The 18,071-nt window shown below is 42.6% G+C and carries 14 protein-coding genes; 11 read left to right on the top strand and 3 right to left on the bottom strand.

Annotated features, from left to right (window positions below; genetic code table 11):
* Positions 1–56 precede the first annotated feature (56 nt).
* From KTR06_RS08005 to dacB, 3 genes are all read left to right on the top strand, one after another.
* Positions 57–509: a PH domain-containing protein gene (locus tag KTR06_RS08005; RefSeq protein ID WP_087318029.1), complete on the top strand. Its 453-nt coding sequence runs from the start codon at positions 57–59 to the stop codon at positions 507–509.
* A gap of 41 nt (positions 510–550) precedes the next feature.
* Complete coding sequence (gene lpdA / locus KTR06_RS08000) at positions 551–1,894, top strand: dihydrolipoyl dehydrogenase (RefSeq protein ID WP_217290177.1); 1,344 nt, start codon at positions 551–553, stop codon at positions 1,892–1,894.
* 156 nt (positions 1,895–2,050) lie between these two features.
* Complete coding sequence (gene dacB, locus KTR06_RS07995) at positions 2,051–3,457, top strand: D-alanyl-D-alanine carboxypeptidase/D-alanyl-D-alanine-endopeptidase (RefSeq protein ID WP_217290176.1); 1,407 nt, start codon at positions 2,051–2,053, stop codon at positions 3,455–3,457.
* A gap of 315 nt (positions 3,458–3,772) precedes the next feature.
* Here dacB and KTR06_RS07990 read toward each other — a convergent pair whose 3' ends face one another.
* Together KTR06_RS07990 and KTR06_RS07985 are read right to left on the bottom strand one after the other, a co-directional pair.
* Complete coding sequence (locus tag KTR06_RS07990; protein WP_008775390.1) at positions 3,773–5,272, bottom strand: acetyl-CoA hydrolase/transferase family protein; 1,500 nt, start codon at positions 5,270–5,272, stop codon at positions 3,773–3,775.
* A 177-nt stretch (positions 5,273–5,449) separates the two neighbouring features.
* A complete protein-coding gene (locus tag KTR06_RS07985; protein ID WP_009040695.1) occupies positions 5,450–5,911 on the bottom strand; it encodes a hypothetical protein in 462 nt (153 codons plus the stop codon).
* 336 nt (positions 5,912–6,247) lie between these two features.
* Here KTR06_RS07985 and miaB point away from each other — a divergent pair, with 336 nt between their 5' ends.
* Positions 6,248–7,621: a tRNA (N6-isopentenyl adenosine(37)-C2)-methylthiotransferase MiaB gene (gene miaB, locus KTR06_RS07980; protein ID WP_074707025.1), complete on the top strand. Its 1,374-nt coding sequence runs from the start codon at positions 6,248–6,250 to the stop codon at positions 7,619–7,621.
* A 174-nt stretch (positions 7,622–7,795) separates the two neighbouring features.
* Here miaB and KTR06_RS07975 read toward each other — a convergent pair whose 3' ends face one another.
* Entirely contained in the window at positions 7,796–8,509 is a 714-nt protein-coding gene (locus tag KTR06_RS07975; protein WP_008023698.1) for a S24 family peptidase, read from the bottom strand.
* A gap of 481 nt (positions 8,510–8,990) precedes the next feature.
* Between KTR06_RS07975 and KTR06_RS07970 the strand changes: the two genes are divergently transcribed.
* From KTR06_RS07970 to KTR06_RS07940, 7 genes are all read left to right on the top strand, one after another.
* A complete protein-coding gene (locus tag KTR06_RS07970; RefSeq protein ID WP_008023700.1) occupies positions 8,991–9,392 on the top strand; it encodes a hypothetical protein in 402 nt (133 codons plus the stop codon).
* Positions 9,393–9,413: 21 nt separating this feature from the next.
* A complete protein-coding gene (locus tag KTR06_RS07965) occupies positions 9,414–10,283 on the top strand; it encodes a DUF4373 domain-containing protein (RefSeq protein WP_049701490.1) in 870 nt (289 codons plus the stop codon).
* A gap of 204 nt (positions 10,284–10,487) precedes the next feature.
* On the top strand, positions 10,488–11,006 hold the full coding sequence (locus KTR06_RS07960) for an HU family DNA-binding protein (protein ID WP_004312452.1): 519 nt from the start codon (positions 10,488–10,490) through the stop codon (positions 11,004–11,006).
* A 101-nt stretch (positions 11,007–11,107) separates the two neighbouring features.
* Positions 11,108–11,641: an N-acetylmuramoyl-L-alanine amidase gene (locus tag KTR06_RS07955; protein ID WP_120068335.1), complete on the top strand. Its 534-nt coding sequence runs from the start codon at positions 11,108–11,110 to the stop codon at positions 11,639–11,641.
* Positions 11,642–11,646: 5 nt separating this feature from the next.
* Positions 11,647–11,742: a smalltalk protein gene (locus KTR06_RS07950; RefSeq protein WP_005681936.1), complete on the top strand. Its 96-nt coding sequence runs from the start codon at positions 11,647–11,649 to the stop codon at positions 11,740–11,742.
* Positions 11,743–11,840: 98 nt separating this feature from the next.
* Positions 11,841–14,846, top strand: coding sequence for a hypothetical protein (locus tag KTR06_RS07945; RefSeq protein ID WP_120068332.1), 3,006 nt, complete (start codon positions 11,841–11,843; stop codon positions 14,844–14,846).
* A partial coding sequence (locus KTR06_RS07940; RefSeq protein WP_217290175.1) for a DUF6443 domain-containing protein occupies positions 14,843–18,071 on the top strand: 3,229 nt, incomplete at its 3' end. The genes KTR06_RS07945 and KTR06_RS07940, both read left to right, overlap by 4 nt.

Raw genomic sequence — 18,071 nt, 5'->3', positions numbered from 1 at the left:
CTTTTCGTTGTCACTAATTCATAAAATTGCTACCTTGCAGGCAAAAATCTGACAAAATGAATCGAATTTTTCATGCCCGCATCGCCTGGTACCAATATTTCCTGTTGGTGGTGCTTACTGTGAATGCCGTCGGCGCATTGTGGTGTAAGTATATCTTAGTGGCGGTACTGTTTATGTTGATGCTGATTGTAGTGATCGAACAAATTATACACACTACTTATACATTGACAACAAACGGTGATCTGGAAGTCTCACGTGGTCGTTTTATTCGCAAGAAGATCATCCCGCTTTCCGAAATTACCGCAGTCAGGAAATACCATTCCATGAAATTCGGCCGTTTCTCGGTAACGGATTATATCTTGATAGAATACGGAAAAGGGAAGTTTGTTTCGGTGATGCCTGTCAAGGAACAGGAATTTGCAGAACTACTCGAAAAGAGAATGTTCGCAAAGAAAATAAAGGCCACGGAGGCAATAGACCCTGTAGACTCTCAAGCGGATGAATCGTAGCATGTTTTGATAATAATGAAAAGATTAACTGATTATATACTATGAAATATCAAGTAATTATTATCGGTGGCGGTCCTGCGGGATATACGGCTGCCGAAACTGCCGGTAAAGGCGGTTTGAGCGTATTGCTTATCGAAAAGAATAGTCTGGGTGGCGTCTGTCTGAACGAAGGCTGTATTCCTACGAAAACATTGTTGTATTCGGCAAAGACTTATGACAGTGCAAAACATGCATCAAAGTATGCAGTCAATATCCCGGAAGTCTCTTTCGATTTGCCTAAGATAATAGCGCGTAAAAGTAAGGTAGTGCGTAAACTGGTGCTGGGAGTGAAAGCGAAGCTGACTGCCAACAATGTTACAATTGTATCAGGAGAAGCGCAGATCATTGATAAAAATACGGTTCGCTGCGGGGAAGAGACTTACGAAGGAGAGAATCTGATATTATGTACGGGTTCGGAAACTTTCATTCCCCCTATTCCGGGAGTGGACGCGGTGAACTACTGGACGCACAGGGATGCTTTGGACAGTAAAGAATTGCCGGCTTCTTTGGCTATTGTTGGTGGCGGGGTAATCGGTATGGAGTTTGCGTCGTTCTTCAACAGTTTGGGAGTACAAGTGACGGTGGTTGAGATGATGGACGAAATCCTGGGTGGAATGGATAAGGAGCTTTCCGCTTTGCTCCGTGCAGAATATACAAAACGAGGTATTAAATTCCTGCTTAGTACGAAAGTGGTCGGCTTGTCGCAGACGGAAGAAGGGGTTGTTGTTTCTTATGAGAACGCGGAGGGAAACGGCAGTGTCATTGCAGAAAAGCTGTTGATGAGTGTCGGCCGTCGCCCGGTGACGAAAGGTTTCGGGCTCGAAAACTTGAATTTGGAGAAGACAGAGCGTGGCGCTATCAGAGTTAATGAAAAGATGCAGACTTCTGTGCCGGGCGTGTATGTTTGTGGTGACCTGACAGGATTCTCTTTGCTCGCTCATACGGCTGTTCGTGAAGCGGAAGTTGCCGTACATTCCATCTTGGGAAAGGAAGATGCCATGAGTTATCGGGCTATTCCGGGCGTAGTCTATACCAATCCGGAGATTGCCGGAGTGGGTGAAACGGAGGAATCGGCCTCAACGAAAGGAATCAATTATCAGGTTATCAAACTTCCGATGGCTTACTCCGGTCGTTTTGTGGCGGAGAATGAGGGCGTGAACGGAGTCTGCAAAGTATTGTTGGATGAACAGCAACGGGTGATTGGAGCCTATGTATTGGGCAATCCGGCTTCGGAGATTATCACTCTTGCGGGCACTGCCATTGAGCTCGGATTGACGGCAGCGCAATGGAAAAAGATTGTTTTCCCGCATCCTACGGTAGGAGAGATTTTCCGGGAAGTGTTATAAACGGATTCCGATATCTGCGATCGTTCATTGATGCGGGTATCTTACTGATAAAATCAAATATATGATGAGAAAATATATAATCACTCCGGCCTTATTGGCAATAGTTTGTATGGTGATGTGTCATTGTACATTTGTTGATGTCATAAACTGTATTGTATGAAAAAAAGTCTTTTGTTGGTCGCCCTTTCAGTTTGTTTGTTGCCACTTTGGGGACAACAAAATTTCTCCCGGATAGATTCGCTTATCAAGAAGATGCTCCCCGAAGCATCCGAGGTCGGTATATCCGTCTACGATCTGACGGCTAAGAAATCACTTTATAACTATCGTGCGGAGAAACTTTCCCGTCCTGCCTCTACTATGAAGCTGCTGACGGCTATTACCGCACTTTCCCGCCTCGAAGCCAACGAGCCTTTCCGCACGGAAGTATGGCACGATGGCGTGATAGAGCATGATACTTTGCAAGGCAACCTGTATGTGGTAGGCGGATTCGATCCTGAATTTAACAGCCAGTCGATGGATTCATTGATAGAAGAGGTAATCACTTTCCCTTTTTCGGTGATTAACGGACAGGTGTACGGCGATGTTTCGATGAAAGACTCTCTTTATTGGGGTAGTGGATGGGCATGGGACGATACCCCTGCGGGCTATCAGCCCTATTTGTCTCCACTGATGTTTTGCAAGGGGACTGTACAGGTTTCTGTTGTTCCCTCTACGGTGCAGGGAGATACCGCGAGTGTTTCCTGTCAACCTGTATCCTCCTATTATACAGTGACGAATCAGACGAAAACGCGTACCTCTTCTGCCGGGAAATTCTCTTTCACGAGAGACTGGTTGACGAATGGAAACAATCTCCTTGTTTCGGGAAATGTCACTTCAATCAGGAAGGACGATGTAAACATCTACGACTCTCCCCGTTTCTTTATGCATACTTTCCTGGAGCGTCTTCGTGGGAAAGGAATCACGACTCCCCAGTCGTATGGCTTTGCCGAATTGCCTCGTGATAGTGTGACTGTAGAACGGATGGCTTGCTGGAATACTCCCGTGCAGAAAGCGCTGAACCAGTTGATGAAAGAGAGTGATAATCTCAATGCGGAAGCATTGCTCTGTCGCTTAGGGGCGCAGGCTACGGGAAAGAAGCAGGTAGCTGCCGAAGATGGTATTGTCGAGATTATGAAATTGATCCGTCGCCTGGGGCATGACCCGAAAGACTATAAGATTGCCGACGGTTGCGGACTGTCCAATTATAATTACCTCTCTCCTGCCCTGCTGGTGGACTTTCTGAAATATGCGTACTCGCAAACAGAGGTGTTTCAGATGTTATATAAATCTCTTCCCGTTGGCGGGGTGGACGGAACATTGAAATTCAGGATGAAAGGTACTCCTGCCTTCCGGAATGTTCATGCCAAAACAGGCTCGTTTACGGCAATAAATGCGCTTGCGGGCTATCTGAAGATGAAAAACGGACATGAAGTAGCCTTTGCCATTATGAACCAGAATGTGCTTTCGGCGGCTAAGGCACGGGCATTTCAGGATAAGGTGTGTGAGGTGATTATTGGGAAATAGATGGTGTCATAATACTCAAATTGAAAGACTTACCCCTGCTAAAGCTCTGTGCAGCAGAAGCACTTTCCTAAAGAAAAGTGTTTTGACACCCCCAAAAACAACCCAAGTGGAATTTCGTTGTTGAATCCGATTTCTATGTTGTCAAAGGCTAAGTATCTACTCTCCATGGAGGGCTTATTGATTCTTCTATAACTTATTGATTTTTCTATAAAAAGATAATTGTATTCTCTAATAAGCAAAAATCGTTGGATTTTGTTTACCAGAGAATACAATTATACTTGTTTAGAATCGAATATTGTAAATCCTATATTCTATTTACTTGGCGTATTCAGCCCAATTGGTATTCTTCATATCGCCGCTTTTAGCCAACTCTGCGTGCATACCAAGTGCAGCCTGAATAGCGTGTGGAGTCTGCGCGCGGTTGCCGGCCAGTTTGAGGTAATCCCAAAGAAGCTCTTTGTAGTCAGGATGAGCACAGTTTTCGATGATGGCTTGTGCACGTTCTTTCGGACTCTTGCCACGAAGATCGGCAACACCTTGCTCGGTGATAACGATGTTGACATCGTGCTCCGTGTGGTCGTGGTGGGATACCATCGGTACGATTGCACTGATCTTACCTTCCTTAGCCACAGACGGACAAGTGAAGATAGAGATGTAAGCGTTGCGGGTAAAGTCTCCCGAACCACCGATACCGTTCATCATTTTTGTTCCGCCGATATGGGTAGAGTTTACGTTGCCGTACAGGTCGACTTCGATGGCTGTATTGATAGAAATGATACCGAGACGACGTACTATTTCCGGGCTGTTTGAGATTTCCGACGGACGGAGAACCAATTTATCGCGGAAGAAATCCATATCGTTGTAAATGCCTTCCAGACAGTCGTTTGTTACAGTCAGTGAGCAGGCACTACCAAATTTGATACGTCCTTCGCGAATCAGTCCGATCACGGAGTTCTGTATTACCTCTGTGTACATTTCGAATGGAGGAATCGTTTTATCACGTCCCAATGCACCGAGAACGGCGTTGGCGATGTTTCCTACACCCGATTGCAAGGGTAAGAAAGTAGACGGAATGATACCGCGTTTCATGTCGGCAGCGAGGAAGTCGGCAACATTCTGTCCGATTTTGTCGGTCAACGGATCGGCAGCGGCAAAAGAACGGGCTTCGTCCGGCCAGTTGGTTTCTACTACGCCAATAATCTTTTTCGGGTCTACTTGAACGTAAGGGAGCCCGATACGGTCACTCGGTTTATAGATAGGAATCTCGCGGCGGTAAGGCGGGTCGAGCGGTTCGTATACGTCGTGCATACCCATGCCGGATTTGCTGTGTGCGCTGTTCAACTCCACGATAATCTGGTCGGCCAGACGGCAGATGGTCGGAGCGATACCACCAGCGGCAGTCAGATAAATCTTTCCGTCCGGAGTCACTTCACAGGCTTCGATGATGGCCACGTTCACTTTGCCCATGAATCCGTAGCGCACTTCCTGTGCCATTTGTGAGAGGTGTATGTCGTTGTAGGCAATCTCTCCGTTGTTCACAGCTTTGCGGAAATCAGCGTTGGTAGTATAAGGGGCGCGGTAGCGGATCGCTTTGGCACGTGACAGTACGCCGTCGCAGGACTCTCCTGTCGATGCTCCTGTAAAAATTCCTACTTGAAACGGGTTTCCTTTCGCATGTTCTGCTTCAGCAATTTTTGCGAGTTCGGCTGTTACAGCCTTGGCCGTTCCGGCGGGAGTAAATCCGCTTAGGCCGATGTTGTAGCCATGTTTAATCAGGCTTGCAGCTTCCGCTGCCGAAATACGATTGAGTGACATAAATAGTAAATTTCGTGTTAAAATACAGTTGATATTTAATAAGTTAATAATTCTATTCGCTTTTCGGATAAGATATCAGGCGCGGGTTACACGGATTTCATGGCTTCCGGAAAAGTTGGATTGCATAGAGCGACATCGTAATCCGTGCTTGATATGTCTTTATAATTTCAATTTCCCTCAATATTTCCGTTGAAGTATTTCTCCCCAGATAATGGCTCGGCGAGCTTCTTCTGCCGAATGAATCGTAAAATCTTCTTTATTGTCGGGTGAGTCGTGGGGAGTGTTGTAATGAGCACCTTGCCGGCTGTTCCGTTCATCTTGTGCAGCGCTGTTTGCAAGAGATGCAGCCACGGATACTTCTTCTTTTTTCTTTTTTTGTTTCGAAGTTTGCTGTTTGGAAAATTGTTTGGAAGCCGGTTGTTCGCGAGGAATCGGCCGGAGCAGTTCGTCCAGGGATTTGGGGCTGCCCCATGCTTCGGGTATGGGAACGGCATCGGGGTTTACTTCAACCGGAGATGGCATTGGGGGAACGGGGTGCTTGGCTTTAGCCTTTTTCGCCTTGCTGTTTTTATTCACCTCTTTGAATATTCCCACAAGAATGACGCCTGCTATCAAGAGAAATTTCAAAAAATCTTCCATTGTGCTTCACATCTAAATAGTTATCCGCCAAAGGTAGGCATTTTATCTGGTTTGAACTAACATTTGGGCATGAAAAAAGGGCAGCTTCACAGCTCCCCTTAATTTTTTTAACCTAAACCTTAACTATGAAAAAATCTAATGTTTCTTTCATTGCACAAATGTGAAAAATAAATTTAAAATTGCCAAGTATATGGATGGAAAATGTTTATCCTCTTAACATAAATTACAAATTTGATTGCCAAATCATCAATTTTTGCGTTATTTCTGTGTCAATTAACCACTTATTGAAAGTGAAGCCGTATCTTTGCATCCGAATTTTTAAACTAAGATTTGAGTATGAACGAATTAACGGGAGCGGACTTTAAATCCGCAACTGAAATGACTGATGACAACAAGAAGTTGTTTATCGAAACATACGGCTGCCAGATGAACGTAGCCGACAGTGAGGTGATTGCATCGGTGATGCAAATGGCGGGATATTCCGTAGCTGAAACGCTGGAAGAGGCTGACGCTGTGTTTATGAACACTTGTTCTATCCGCGACAATGCGGAGCAGAAGATCCTGAACCGCCTGGAGTTTTTCCACTCGCTGAAGAAAAAGAAAAAGCGCCTGATTGTGGGTGTACTGGGTTGTATGGCCGAACGGGTAAAGGATGATCTGATAACGAATCATCATGTCGACCTGGTAGTCGGTCCGGATGCTTACCTGACGTTGCCCGATTTGATTGCTGCCGTAGAGACTGGCGAGAAAGCAATCAATGTGGAGCTTTCTACTACCGAAACTTATCGGGATGTGATTCCGTCGCGTATCTGTGGCAATCATATTTCCGGCTTTGTGTCCATCATGCGTGGTTGTAACAATTTCTGCACTTATTGCATCGTTCCCTATACTCGCGGACGTGAGCGTAGCCGTGACGTGGAAAGCATCCTCAATGAAGTGGCAGATTTGGTGGCAAAAGGTTATAAAGAAGTCACCCTGTTGGGACAAAATGTCAACTCATACCGTTTTGAGAGGCCGACAGGAGAAGTGGTTACCTTCCCGATGTTGCTCCGAACAGTGGCCGAAGCCGCTCCGGGGGTGCGTATTCGTTTCACGACTTCCCATCCGAAGGATATGAGTGACGAAACGTTGGAGGTGATTGCACAAGTGCCGAATGTATGTAAACATATTCATCTGCCTGTGCAGAGCGGTAGTTCCCGCATCCTGAAACTGATGAACCGTAAGTATACCCGTGAATGGTATCTGGACCGGGTGGCAGCTATCAAACGCATCATCCCCGATTGCGGACTGACTACCGATATTTTCTCCGGTTTTCATTCTGAAACGGAAGAAGATCATGCCATGTCGCTTTCGCTGATGGAAGCGTGTGGGTACGATGCTGCTTTCATGTTTAAATATTCCGAGCGTCCGGGAACGTATGCTTCCAAACATCTTGAAGATAATGTGCCCGAAGAGGTGAAAGTCCGCCGCCTGAATGAGATTATCGCTTTACAGAACCGTCTGTCTGCCGAATCCAACCAGCGTTGCATCGGAAAGACGTATGAAGTGCTTGTGGAAGGTGTTTCCAAGCGTTCGCGCGATCAACTGTTCGGCCGTACGGAACAAAACCGTGTGGTGGTGTTCGACAGAGGTACGCATCGTGTCGGTGATTTCGTCAATGTGCGTATCACGGAGGCTAGTTCGGCTACGCTGAAAGGGGAAGAAATCTGATTTCACCACAGAGGACGCAGAGGTCTTATTCTCATAGTCGTGGCTGTCTTGTAGTTGTGACTGCCTGTACGGTATGTGGTAACTGCGCTTATACAACACATCCTGTGGAGGCTTTGAGGATTAATATAAAAAATCAGTGTTCCTCTGTGTCCTCTGTGTCCTCTGTGGTGAAACTTACATCATCATGTGTCTCCTGATGGAGAACTTCACAATCGCCATTGCGTTGATGGACGCGAATGGAATATCCATCGGTTCGTGGTGTGTGTTGTAACTCACCAGTTTGAGATGACCTTCTTTCTCCGAACGGTTTACGTACTTTACTGCCAGATACTCGTCTCCGTCAATCATAAACGACACCAGGTATATCTCCCCGTAAATGACATTGTCGAAACTGCTGATTTCTTTATATCCGATAATGTCTCCCGATTTCAATATAGGGTACATGCTGTCTCCGTTGACGTAGACCGCCCCGTCGCAGACGGATATATTGGGAATCAATATCTTCCCCAGTGCATACTGCTTTTTATTGGTGAACAATGTTTTCAGGTTCGCTGCTGCCGTAATGTCGTATAATGTCACGCTACGGTCGTCTATTGGTTCGGGTGTTTTCGGATTGTGTATAATCTCGACTTCTCCCTGCACCAGTTCGCTTTCGCAATGTCTCGGCTGATGTTTCGGATTTCCTTTTCCCAATAATAGCCAGTTGTAGTCTACCTTGTCCCCCAATTTGTCGAGCAACAAGCGGAAATCGATGCTGTTTCGTGCGCCCCAATTGGTGACTGTGGCTCTCGAAACTCCCAGATATTCAGCTAGTTCGCTGTCTCTTTTTAGGTTTAACGCCTGTTTGGCACGCTTGATGATACCTAATACATCCAAATTTGTATCCATTCTGTTTTTTTATTTAAAAGACTAATCCCGGATTTATAAATGGCAGCTATAAAATGGCTGACTAAAAAACGTGTTTACTATATGTTTATAATCAATGACTTGTAAAATAATTAAGATTAAAAATGAAAACTAATGTTTTATTTATGAAAAAATATTCTATCTTTGTCCCATTGATTAATAGAAAACGTTTCAAAAATATAAATTAAAAACGGATATGCCATGCAAAACTTCAAGAAAAACACCGAAACCTTGAAAATTTCTCATCCGCCACCTGCGGAAAGCTTGCTGATACCTGTTAACAGCTATTTCCTCAAATGTTAATAGCTATTTCTCTAACCATTAATACCTGAAATGCCAGATGTTAATACCTGGCAATAGGATAACAAAAGGATAACATATTGTATACGAATACTCCGTATTTGGATGATTACAGACCTGACTGATAAAAACTAGCATTTATAATTTATAATTGGATAACAAAATGAAAAGTTCAAAAGTACAAACACTGTGCGTTTGCGGATGTTGCAAACGCTCTCTTCCGGCAAGTGCCTTTTATATCAATAAGAAAACCGGTCTTCCCGGCAACTACTGTAAGGAATGTCGTAAAACTGTCAGCCGGAACCACCGGAAGAACGAGAAACGCTCCCTGGCATGCGACAGGGAAAGCAGTTATCCGGTAATTACCTCTACGGAAGATCCCACGTTGCGGCGGGAACTTATTCTGCATGCCCTTGAAACCGTAGCTGCCAGCATTGAACGGAAAAGGCGGAAAGTCCGTGAATCGGAATTTGAATACGAATCAGGTTCTGAATCCCAATCCGGATCAGTCTTTGAATTGGAATTAGAATCAAAATCAGGATCAAAATTAGAATTGGCAGACTGATTTATAAAAACAATTTATATCATGGGACGAATAAAACAAGGGCTTGACTATTTCCCTTTGAATACCGATTTTATGCACGACCGTGTCGTACGCCGTGTGATGAAGCGTGAAGGCGATTCTGCCTTCACGATCCTGCTCTATACCCTGTCTTATCTATATTCGGGCGAGGGTTATTATATTCATGTCGACGATGACTTCTATGACGAACTCTCCGACCAGCTCTTCAGCACGGACAACGATAGTGTCCGCCGGGTGCTTCGTCTGTTTGTGGAGTACGGTTTCTTCGATTCCTCTCTCTACGAACGTTACGGCATCCTGACTTCCGCCGACATTCAGCGGCAGTTCCTTTTTATCACTAAACGTCGCAGCCGCCGTCATATTTCTCCGGACTACTGTCTGCTGCCGGATGAGGAAACCGTACACTCCACCCTTTCGGATGCTGTTGCAGAAACCCCGGATATTGTAACGCAAACCCTCGATACTGTAACAGAATCCCCGGATACTGCAACAAAAAGCACCCTCATAAAAAGAAAAGAAAAAGAAAGGAAAGAAAACATCCTCCCTAACCCTCCTTTGCCCAAAGGAGGGGATGAGGAAGAAGAGGGAGGAAATTTTTCTAACAGAAAACCGGCGAAGAAGAAACGTGAACTGACACAGTCGGATATTGACCGGATGCAAGCTCCTGCTGACGGACACCCGCGCAACCTTTCCGGACTGTTGGATAACCTTCGTCTTTATCATATTCCTCCCTCCGAACAGTATGCAATCGTGCTGAAAAGTAATTACGGAGAAATCGGTGGTAAGGTTTGGAAGGGTTTCGGTGTCATTCGGGCAAGTGCCGGAAAGATCAAACTGCCCGGTCATTATTTGTTGAGTGTCCTGAATAACTGAATTAATGAGGATTATGATGCTATTATATTATATAATGTATTGTAAATTAGTAGTATAGTAACGAATTTTCATATTAACGAATTTATTAACGCACACTTTTAAAATCTCTTGCACAGACAGAAATAAGGTCTTATATTTGCATTGTCGATAAGCTTAAAGACACAGACAAACTAGAATTATTAACGACTAAAAACTATTACAATTATGCCAGTATTGTACAAACCCTTCCAGTCAACTCTGGAAGACAAAAAAAGCGGTAAAAAACTCTTCTATCCCCGAGTTGTACGTTCGGGAAACGTAGATTCCGCACAACTTTCGAAAGAAATAGCAGCCTACTCTTCCCTCTCTCCGGGTGACGTAAAAAACACACTCGACAACCTAGTGACGGTGATGGGGCAACACTTGCAATCTTCGGAAAGCGTAAGCGTGGACGGTCTTGGTACCTTCCGTATGGTGATGGTGGCTCGTGGCAAAGGTGTGGAAACCTCTGACGAAGTGTCGGCTGCACAGGCTACACTTACCGTCCGCTTCCAACCGACAACGACTAAGAATCATGACCGTACTACCGCTACCCGTTCGATGGTGACCGGTGCGAAGTGTGCCCGTTATGATAAACTTGTTTCCGATGCAAGTAGTGCAGGAGGCGGTAACTCCGGTGGAAGCGACAAGCCCGGTGGAGGCGGTAATGAAGGAGGCGGAGAAGCGCCCGATCCGGCTGCATAAATGACGTCACGGCAGTGAGGAGTACACAAAATGTAAACGACAAACTTCGTAGGCTTAACTAAACATTTGGCTTTTAACTAAACTAGAAATCATTCACTAACATGAGGATTATTAACTTGATTGTGGTGTATTGCAGCGCCACGAGGGAGGATTGTACACTTTCTCCGGAAGATTTGGACCGGTTGCACCGGCGTCGCGGATTTAACGGAACAGGCTATCACTACTACATCCGGAAGGATGGAACAGTGCACCTTACCCGGCCCGTGGAACGCATCGGAGCACACGCCAAAGGTTTCAACGCTCACTCGATAGGTATCTGCTATGAAGGTGGTCTGGATTGCCGGGGAGGCCCGGCAGATACCCGGACTCCGGCACAACGGGCTACGCTCCGGCAACTCGTTGGGCAACTACAGGAGAAATTTCCCGGTTGCCGGGTATGCGGACACCGGGATCTTTCGCCGGATCTCAATGGAAACGGTGAGATAGAGCCGGAAGAATGGATTAAACAGTGCCCGTGCTTTGAGGTGGCAAAGGAATTCAATGAGTTCGGAGAGTCTGCTACCGGAACTAAGAATAAGAACACGAAAGAACACAGAGTAACACAACACATTAAAGAACAGAAAGGAGGTAAATGATGGCAATGAAGAAATCAGTATGGGATATGATCCTGAAGGTGGTTATCGCAGTGGCTTCAGCTTTGGCTGGCGTTTTGGGCGCTAACGCGATGAATCTGTAATTAGTTGAATTGTGGGACGTGCGCGCCGTCCCACAATTTTGATGGTTAGATAATTAATTGAACGATAGATAATTAGAAATATAAAAATATTTATTAAAATGCAGAAAACAATATATATGCAGAAGATTTTTTTACTCATTGTAATGACTTTCAGTTACTCAATTGCTATGGCGCAGCAGTTTAAGTCACCGGATGTGATACCGTCTTCTCCCCAAAGTCAGCTAATAGAAAATTTTTATGAGAAATATTTTAATAATAATATTTCATCCCGTGGAGAAAAGACTATTGATATCAATTTATATAATATTGAGATGAAAGATTTTAATGTTCCCATTAATATCTCGTACAACACTTGTGGAATCAAATATAAACAGCCGTCTGGTGATGTCGGAGTGGGATGGACGTTATCCCCTGCTGCAAGGGTGTCCAGAACAATTATTGGTTATGCCGATGAAGCAATGAAAAGAGTGCCTACATTATTTGATGATTTAAATAAATTGAATAATCATATTGATGTAGACAAATATCTGTCTGCTTTTTCGTCTGGAATAATGGGTAATGTCTCCTATTTCTCTGTCGCATCGCGGGACCAGGGATGTGATATTTTTACATTTAGTACATTAAGCGAGAGTGGACATTTTGTTTTTCCGGATCCGTCTACATTGGATAAGGTTGAAATCCTGGAAAAGATAAATTGCCAAATTACTCCTATCTTAACAGGAAGATTGTTGACTGGATTTCAAATTGTTGATGGACATGGTGTTACTTATAATTATGGTGGTAATGCCGGCGAACATGTTCATGAAGACGCGTATCGAACGGATATTTCGTCGGGAACTACAGGATGGGCTCTGAAAAGTATTGTAACGGCAAAAAATGATACGGTTCGTTTTGATTATGTCGAATATACAGACCGTTCTATTACAGAGTCGGAATATAAGACGTTGTCTGTAAGTGATTCTTATGCCTATCGTATGTACGTAGAAGATGAAGGAGATGTTCAGGTACAACAAGAATATGATCTAAGTACTACACTGAATATTAATATAACTTTGCCCAACTATACAACTTTCTTATTGTCAGGAATTGAGGCGAATGGAATAAAAGTGAATTTCTTTCGTGCGTCAGCAGGTGGCATTCATTCCAACGCGGTAGATAGTATAACCGTGGTCGATAAACAGTCTGGTGATGTTATTAAACAAATCAGCCTCTTATATTCCGGGATGAACAAACGACCGCATTTCTTTTTAGACAGGCTGGAAATGGATGGCCAAAAATATTATTTGTCGTATTATACGCCTTCTAATTTAGGATTGGGTGAATATGATGATACACATTATACATTTGATTTATGGGGGTATTATTTGTATTCTTCTGCACAACTGGATAAGGTTTATTTACCGATAATAAGTCGTGAATTTGTTGATGATAGTTTTGTGTTTTTTAAACCCGTCCCTGGAACAAATTTACATGGCGATGTAATCAAGAAGTTATCCCAGATTATTCCAAATGTGAACTTCAAAAATGATTCGGATAACACAAAAGCACATCTTTTTTCTTTGAAGAAGATATATTTTCCTACCGGTGGGTCACAAGAATTCATATATGAACCCAATGAGTATTTATTGAATTCCGCTCGTGTGAAGGGGGCCGGTATCAGATTGAGTAATGTTAAAACTTATGATGATAATGGCAATTTACATGAGCAAAGGTATAAATATGGAGAAAATGAGGATGGAATTGGTGTTCCTAGTTTTCATTTGAGTTGTGAAACCTTTGCAGATGTGAAACAGAACAGAATACAATATAGAACATCTCCAGGGCTTTATGATTATGTCTCATTTTGCTCACGTATTTATTCTCCGGTGGCTTTTGGAGATGCTAACATTAGTAGTAATTTTTTCGTAGAATATCCGCAAGTACATGTATATAATAAACAGGAAAAGGGTGAAAATAAGATTTCGTATCTTTTTAACCTGCTTCAACCTCTTTACATAGATGTGATGCCTGAAAATACTAATGAGAAATATGTAGGAAGCCCTGATTTACTGAATAACAGGGGATGGAAATCTTATATACACAGATATCAATATGGAATAAAGACTAACATAGCATCATGCCGGTACTTTAATTCGGACGGATGTTTAGTTAAAAAGGAAGATTATACCTATTGTAGAAGCGCTGGTTTGGTTATGGACGGAGGAATTAAAATGGAGCAAGTTGTTATTCCTGTTTATCAGGATACGTATGATTTTGCTCATACGATCGAGCTTTCCAGGCCATCTCTTTTCAAATATATGACTTACTCGGTCATGTCCGGAAGGGATTTGTTGAGTAAGAAAGTCGTTAGTGAATATTTTGATGGGGGAACAGTTGTTTCAGAGGAAGGTTATGTCTATGATGATAAGAACCAGTTGATAAAAGTTATTCGTACCTCTCAAAATGGTGGTGGTGATTGTAGGATAAAGAATATAAAGTACCCCTATAACTATACAGATGCCATAAGTAATCTTATGGTAGAAAGGAATATGCTCGATTATCCGGTTGAAACTATAACCGAATATAATGGTGAGGAAGTTTATCGTGAACAGATAAAATATGGACTGTATCAAAATCTGCTATTACCTGCTTATGTTGATGTATCTCACGATGGACCCCTTGGGCTGAAAAGAGAAATGACTTATGTTTCGTATGATAAAAAAGGAAATATATTAGAATATGTTGATAAAAATAATAATCATACCTGCTATATATGGGGATATAATTATAAATATCCTATAGCGGAAATACAAGGGGCGACATACGACTCTGTAAAAAGCGTTTTAGGTCATGAAAATAATGATTTATCCTATCTGCAAGGGTATGGAGAATATCAATTAGAGCGTGAGCTAAATAAACTACGGATGGCTTTTAGAGATAACCATCCGGTCTTTATTAAAACGTTTCTGTATAAACCGTACGTCGGGGTTACTTCAATAACTACTTCTGATGGCTTTACTACTAAATATGGCTATGATCAGTTTGGGTACCTTAAAGAATCTTATTTGGAAAGAAACGGAAGAAAACAATTAATTCAGGAATTTAAATACAATTATAAGCTATGATAAAACAACTTCGGATCATAATATTATTCATATTGTTGGGTACAGGCACTTGTCTAACGGCACAAAATAATACTGTCACTCCTTTATTTGCGGGAAAAATCGGCTATCATCAATATTTTGGGAATGATATTCTACTTAAAGACGTAGTTTCTCCTTCAGGGGGGAACGGGACTTATTCTATATCGTGGGAATACCGGTATACTGATTCAAATGAATGGAGTGAGATTACCCGGCTTGCTCAATCTGACTATGAGGGGGGATGCTTGGTTTCATCCCAACTTTTCAATACATACAGAGCGGAAGGGGTATATATCAGAAGAAAGGTTGTAAGTGGTACCTTGGTTGCATATTCTTCGGATATTAGAGTGAAAAGGCTCACAGAACCTTTGTCTTTTACCAATAGAGGCGGGGAGGCTTATATTGATCTTATCAAGCATTGTCCTTCGCTGCCTGGTGATTTTATCTGTACAGAATTATGGCTTGGAGAAAATACATCTGATTGGTGTAGTTTCCTGTATACCGGATGGGAAAATACTGATCATCCTGCTACTGTAAAAATAGAAGTTATGAGAAATTTTGGAGATCACCGTAGCGGGCAGATTGAACTTCTGTATCGTGGATTTTCACGTAATAGCAATTTTTCTGTAGACATGAATAATTACCAGAAGTATAAAGTTACCGTAAAAGTTGAACAGAACTGGAACTTTTTTGATGACGTATTCTTGTTTATTTCCTCTATGCATGAAGAACCGATTGATTCAGGTGAGACTTCTCGTGGCATTTGGGTCGAGAATGACGGGACAAGGGATGATTTGTTCAGATGGTGGCAATACAGTCATGACCAGATACATTGGGTGGATGTCTTTGATGTACCGGATTTGAGAACAGTATATCAGCCGGGTCCGTTGTATCAAACCACTTATTTCAGAATGATGGCTAATGACGGGGTTGATGTATATACTTCGAATATTGTGTCTATAAAGGTGCGTGAGAGATTGAATCTTTCGTCAAAGAATTACATACATACGCGTACTTATACTACTCCGGATGGAATGGGGTTCAGGGATGATGTTGAATATTTTGACGGTTTGGGGCGTTCTATTGAGAATGTCAAAGTGAAGCATAGTGTTGATGATACGGATCTGTTGTCAATTACAGAGTATGATAAAATGGGACGCTTGTTTAGAGAATGGCTGCCTGGGGTATCGGAACCCGGCAATTGTGGTGCATTTGTCGAAGCGGAAGAGTTGAAGAATAGTTCCGTCTTGTCTAATGGAAACGATGTTATGCCTTATACAAAAACGTTATATGAAAATTCGGCTATAGGGAGAGTGGAGAGCCGATATGGTCCGGGTATGGAATGGCATAATCGGGGAAAAGGGATTAATAGCAGATATTTAACAAATGTATCTAAAGATACTACCTTGCTGGACTTGTGCGATTCATTGGTGTGCTTGCGTTATACCGTGCCGACTGATAGAACACGACTTTTTGTTAGTTGTGCAGGAACCTATGCTTCCGGGGAACTATATGTCGTAAAAGAGGTTGATGAAGACAATTATGTAAGGTATGAATTTACGGATAAAGAAGGAAGGATCGTGCTGATTCGCAGTATAAATGGTAATGAAGGAATGGATGACACATACTATATATATGATATATTCGGAAATTTACGAGTTGTTCTTCCTCCGATGTGTTCTGCCAATTTTTGTTCAGGTTCTCTTACGGATAGTGCTTCTGTTTTATCCGATTATGCTTTCTTGTATAAGTACGATACCCGTAACCGTTGTGTTGGGAAAAAACAGCCTGGTTGCGAGTGGGTGGAATTAGTGTATGATCGTTGCGACCGGTTGATTTTTACTCAAAATGGAAAAGAACGGGCAAATAATGAATGGGCTTTTCATTTGGAAGATTTGTCGGGGCGCTCTGTGTTGAACGGTGTTTATCGCGGTACGCCTGATTTTCAGAATTGTGCTTCAGAGGATATTTATGCTGAATTTACTTCAAATATAGATTTGCCTTGCTATGGATATACTATTTATGGATTGCAGAATCATTATTTGGACATACAACAGGTTTATTTTTATGATACTTATGAATATCAGAACTTATTGCCGGATTCTTTGTCTTCACTATGGTATGTATTTGATAATAATTACGGGGAACGCTATGAGAATAGCCAGAGTTCACCTCATTGCAAAGAACAGCTAACAGGAAGTATCGTTCGAATATTGGGAACGGAAGAATACCAATATGCCAGTTATTATTATGATTATTATCATAATTTGATTCAGGAACGTAAGACGACATCGGGTGGAAATAAGAAAGTAAATAAATCGCTTTTTAATATTCTCAAGCAGCCTGTGAGTGTCTGCTCGGAATACGAAGGAGGAGTTTTAAATAAATTGTATAGTTATGATCGTGCAGGAAGGCTGATTCACGAAAGACATTGTGTCGTAGGTAAGGATACTGTCGATCTGTTGTATGGTTATGACAAGTTAGGAAGGCTAAAAAGACTGGAACGTATTCATGGAAAAGATTCAGTAATTACAGAAAATGCCTATAATATACGTAGCTGGCTGACCGGTATTGATAGTAATGCAGGGTTTGTAGAACAATTGCATTATGTGGACGGATTGGGTGATCCCTGTTATAATGGAAATATTAGTAGTATGACATGGGAGGCTGATGGCGTGAAAAGAGGTTATAAATTTATGTATGATGGCAGAAGCCGCCTGCTTCGTGCTGTATATGGTGAAGGTGAAGGCTTGAATGTCAATCAGGATCGTTTTAATGAAGAGATAACCGGGTATGATAAAAATGGGAATATCCTTGGTATTAAAAGATGCGGAAAGAGATCAGAGGATGAAGATGGCTTAATAGATAACCTTGTCATGAGTTATAATGGAAATCAATTGAAGGCTGTATCTGATAGTGTAACAGGTTCTGCCCATGCTGATAATTTTGAATTTAAAGATGGAGCAGATCTGCCGGTCGAATACTATTATGACTCAAACGGAAATTTAATACAAGATTTAAACAAAAAGATTTCTGAAATTCAGTATAATTGTTTAAATTTACCCAGCCGTATAGAGTTTGAGGATGGAGGTGTTATTTCCTATCTTTATGATGCCAAAGGAACAAAGTTCCGAACAACGCACGTAATAGCCGGAAAGACCACAACTACTGATTACTTTGACGATGCGATCTATGAAAATGGTGTGC

This window comes from Bacteroides sp. MSK.20.12, from assembly GCF_019052435.1.
In the GTDB taxonomy this organism is placed as follows: Bacteria; Bacteroidota; Bacteroidia; order Bacteroidales; family Bacteroidaceae; genus Bacteroides; species Bacteroides xylanisolvens.
The sequence above is the reverse complement of the archived record's forward strand: the minus strand, read 5'-3'. Positions and strand labels throughout refer to the sequence as shown.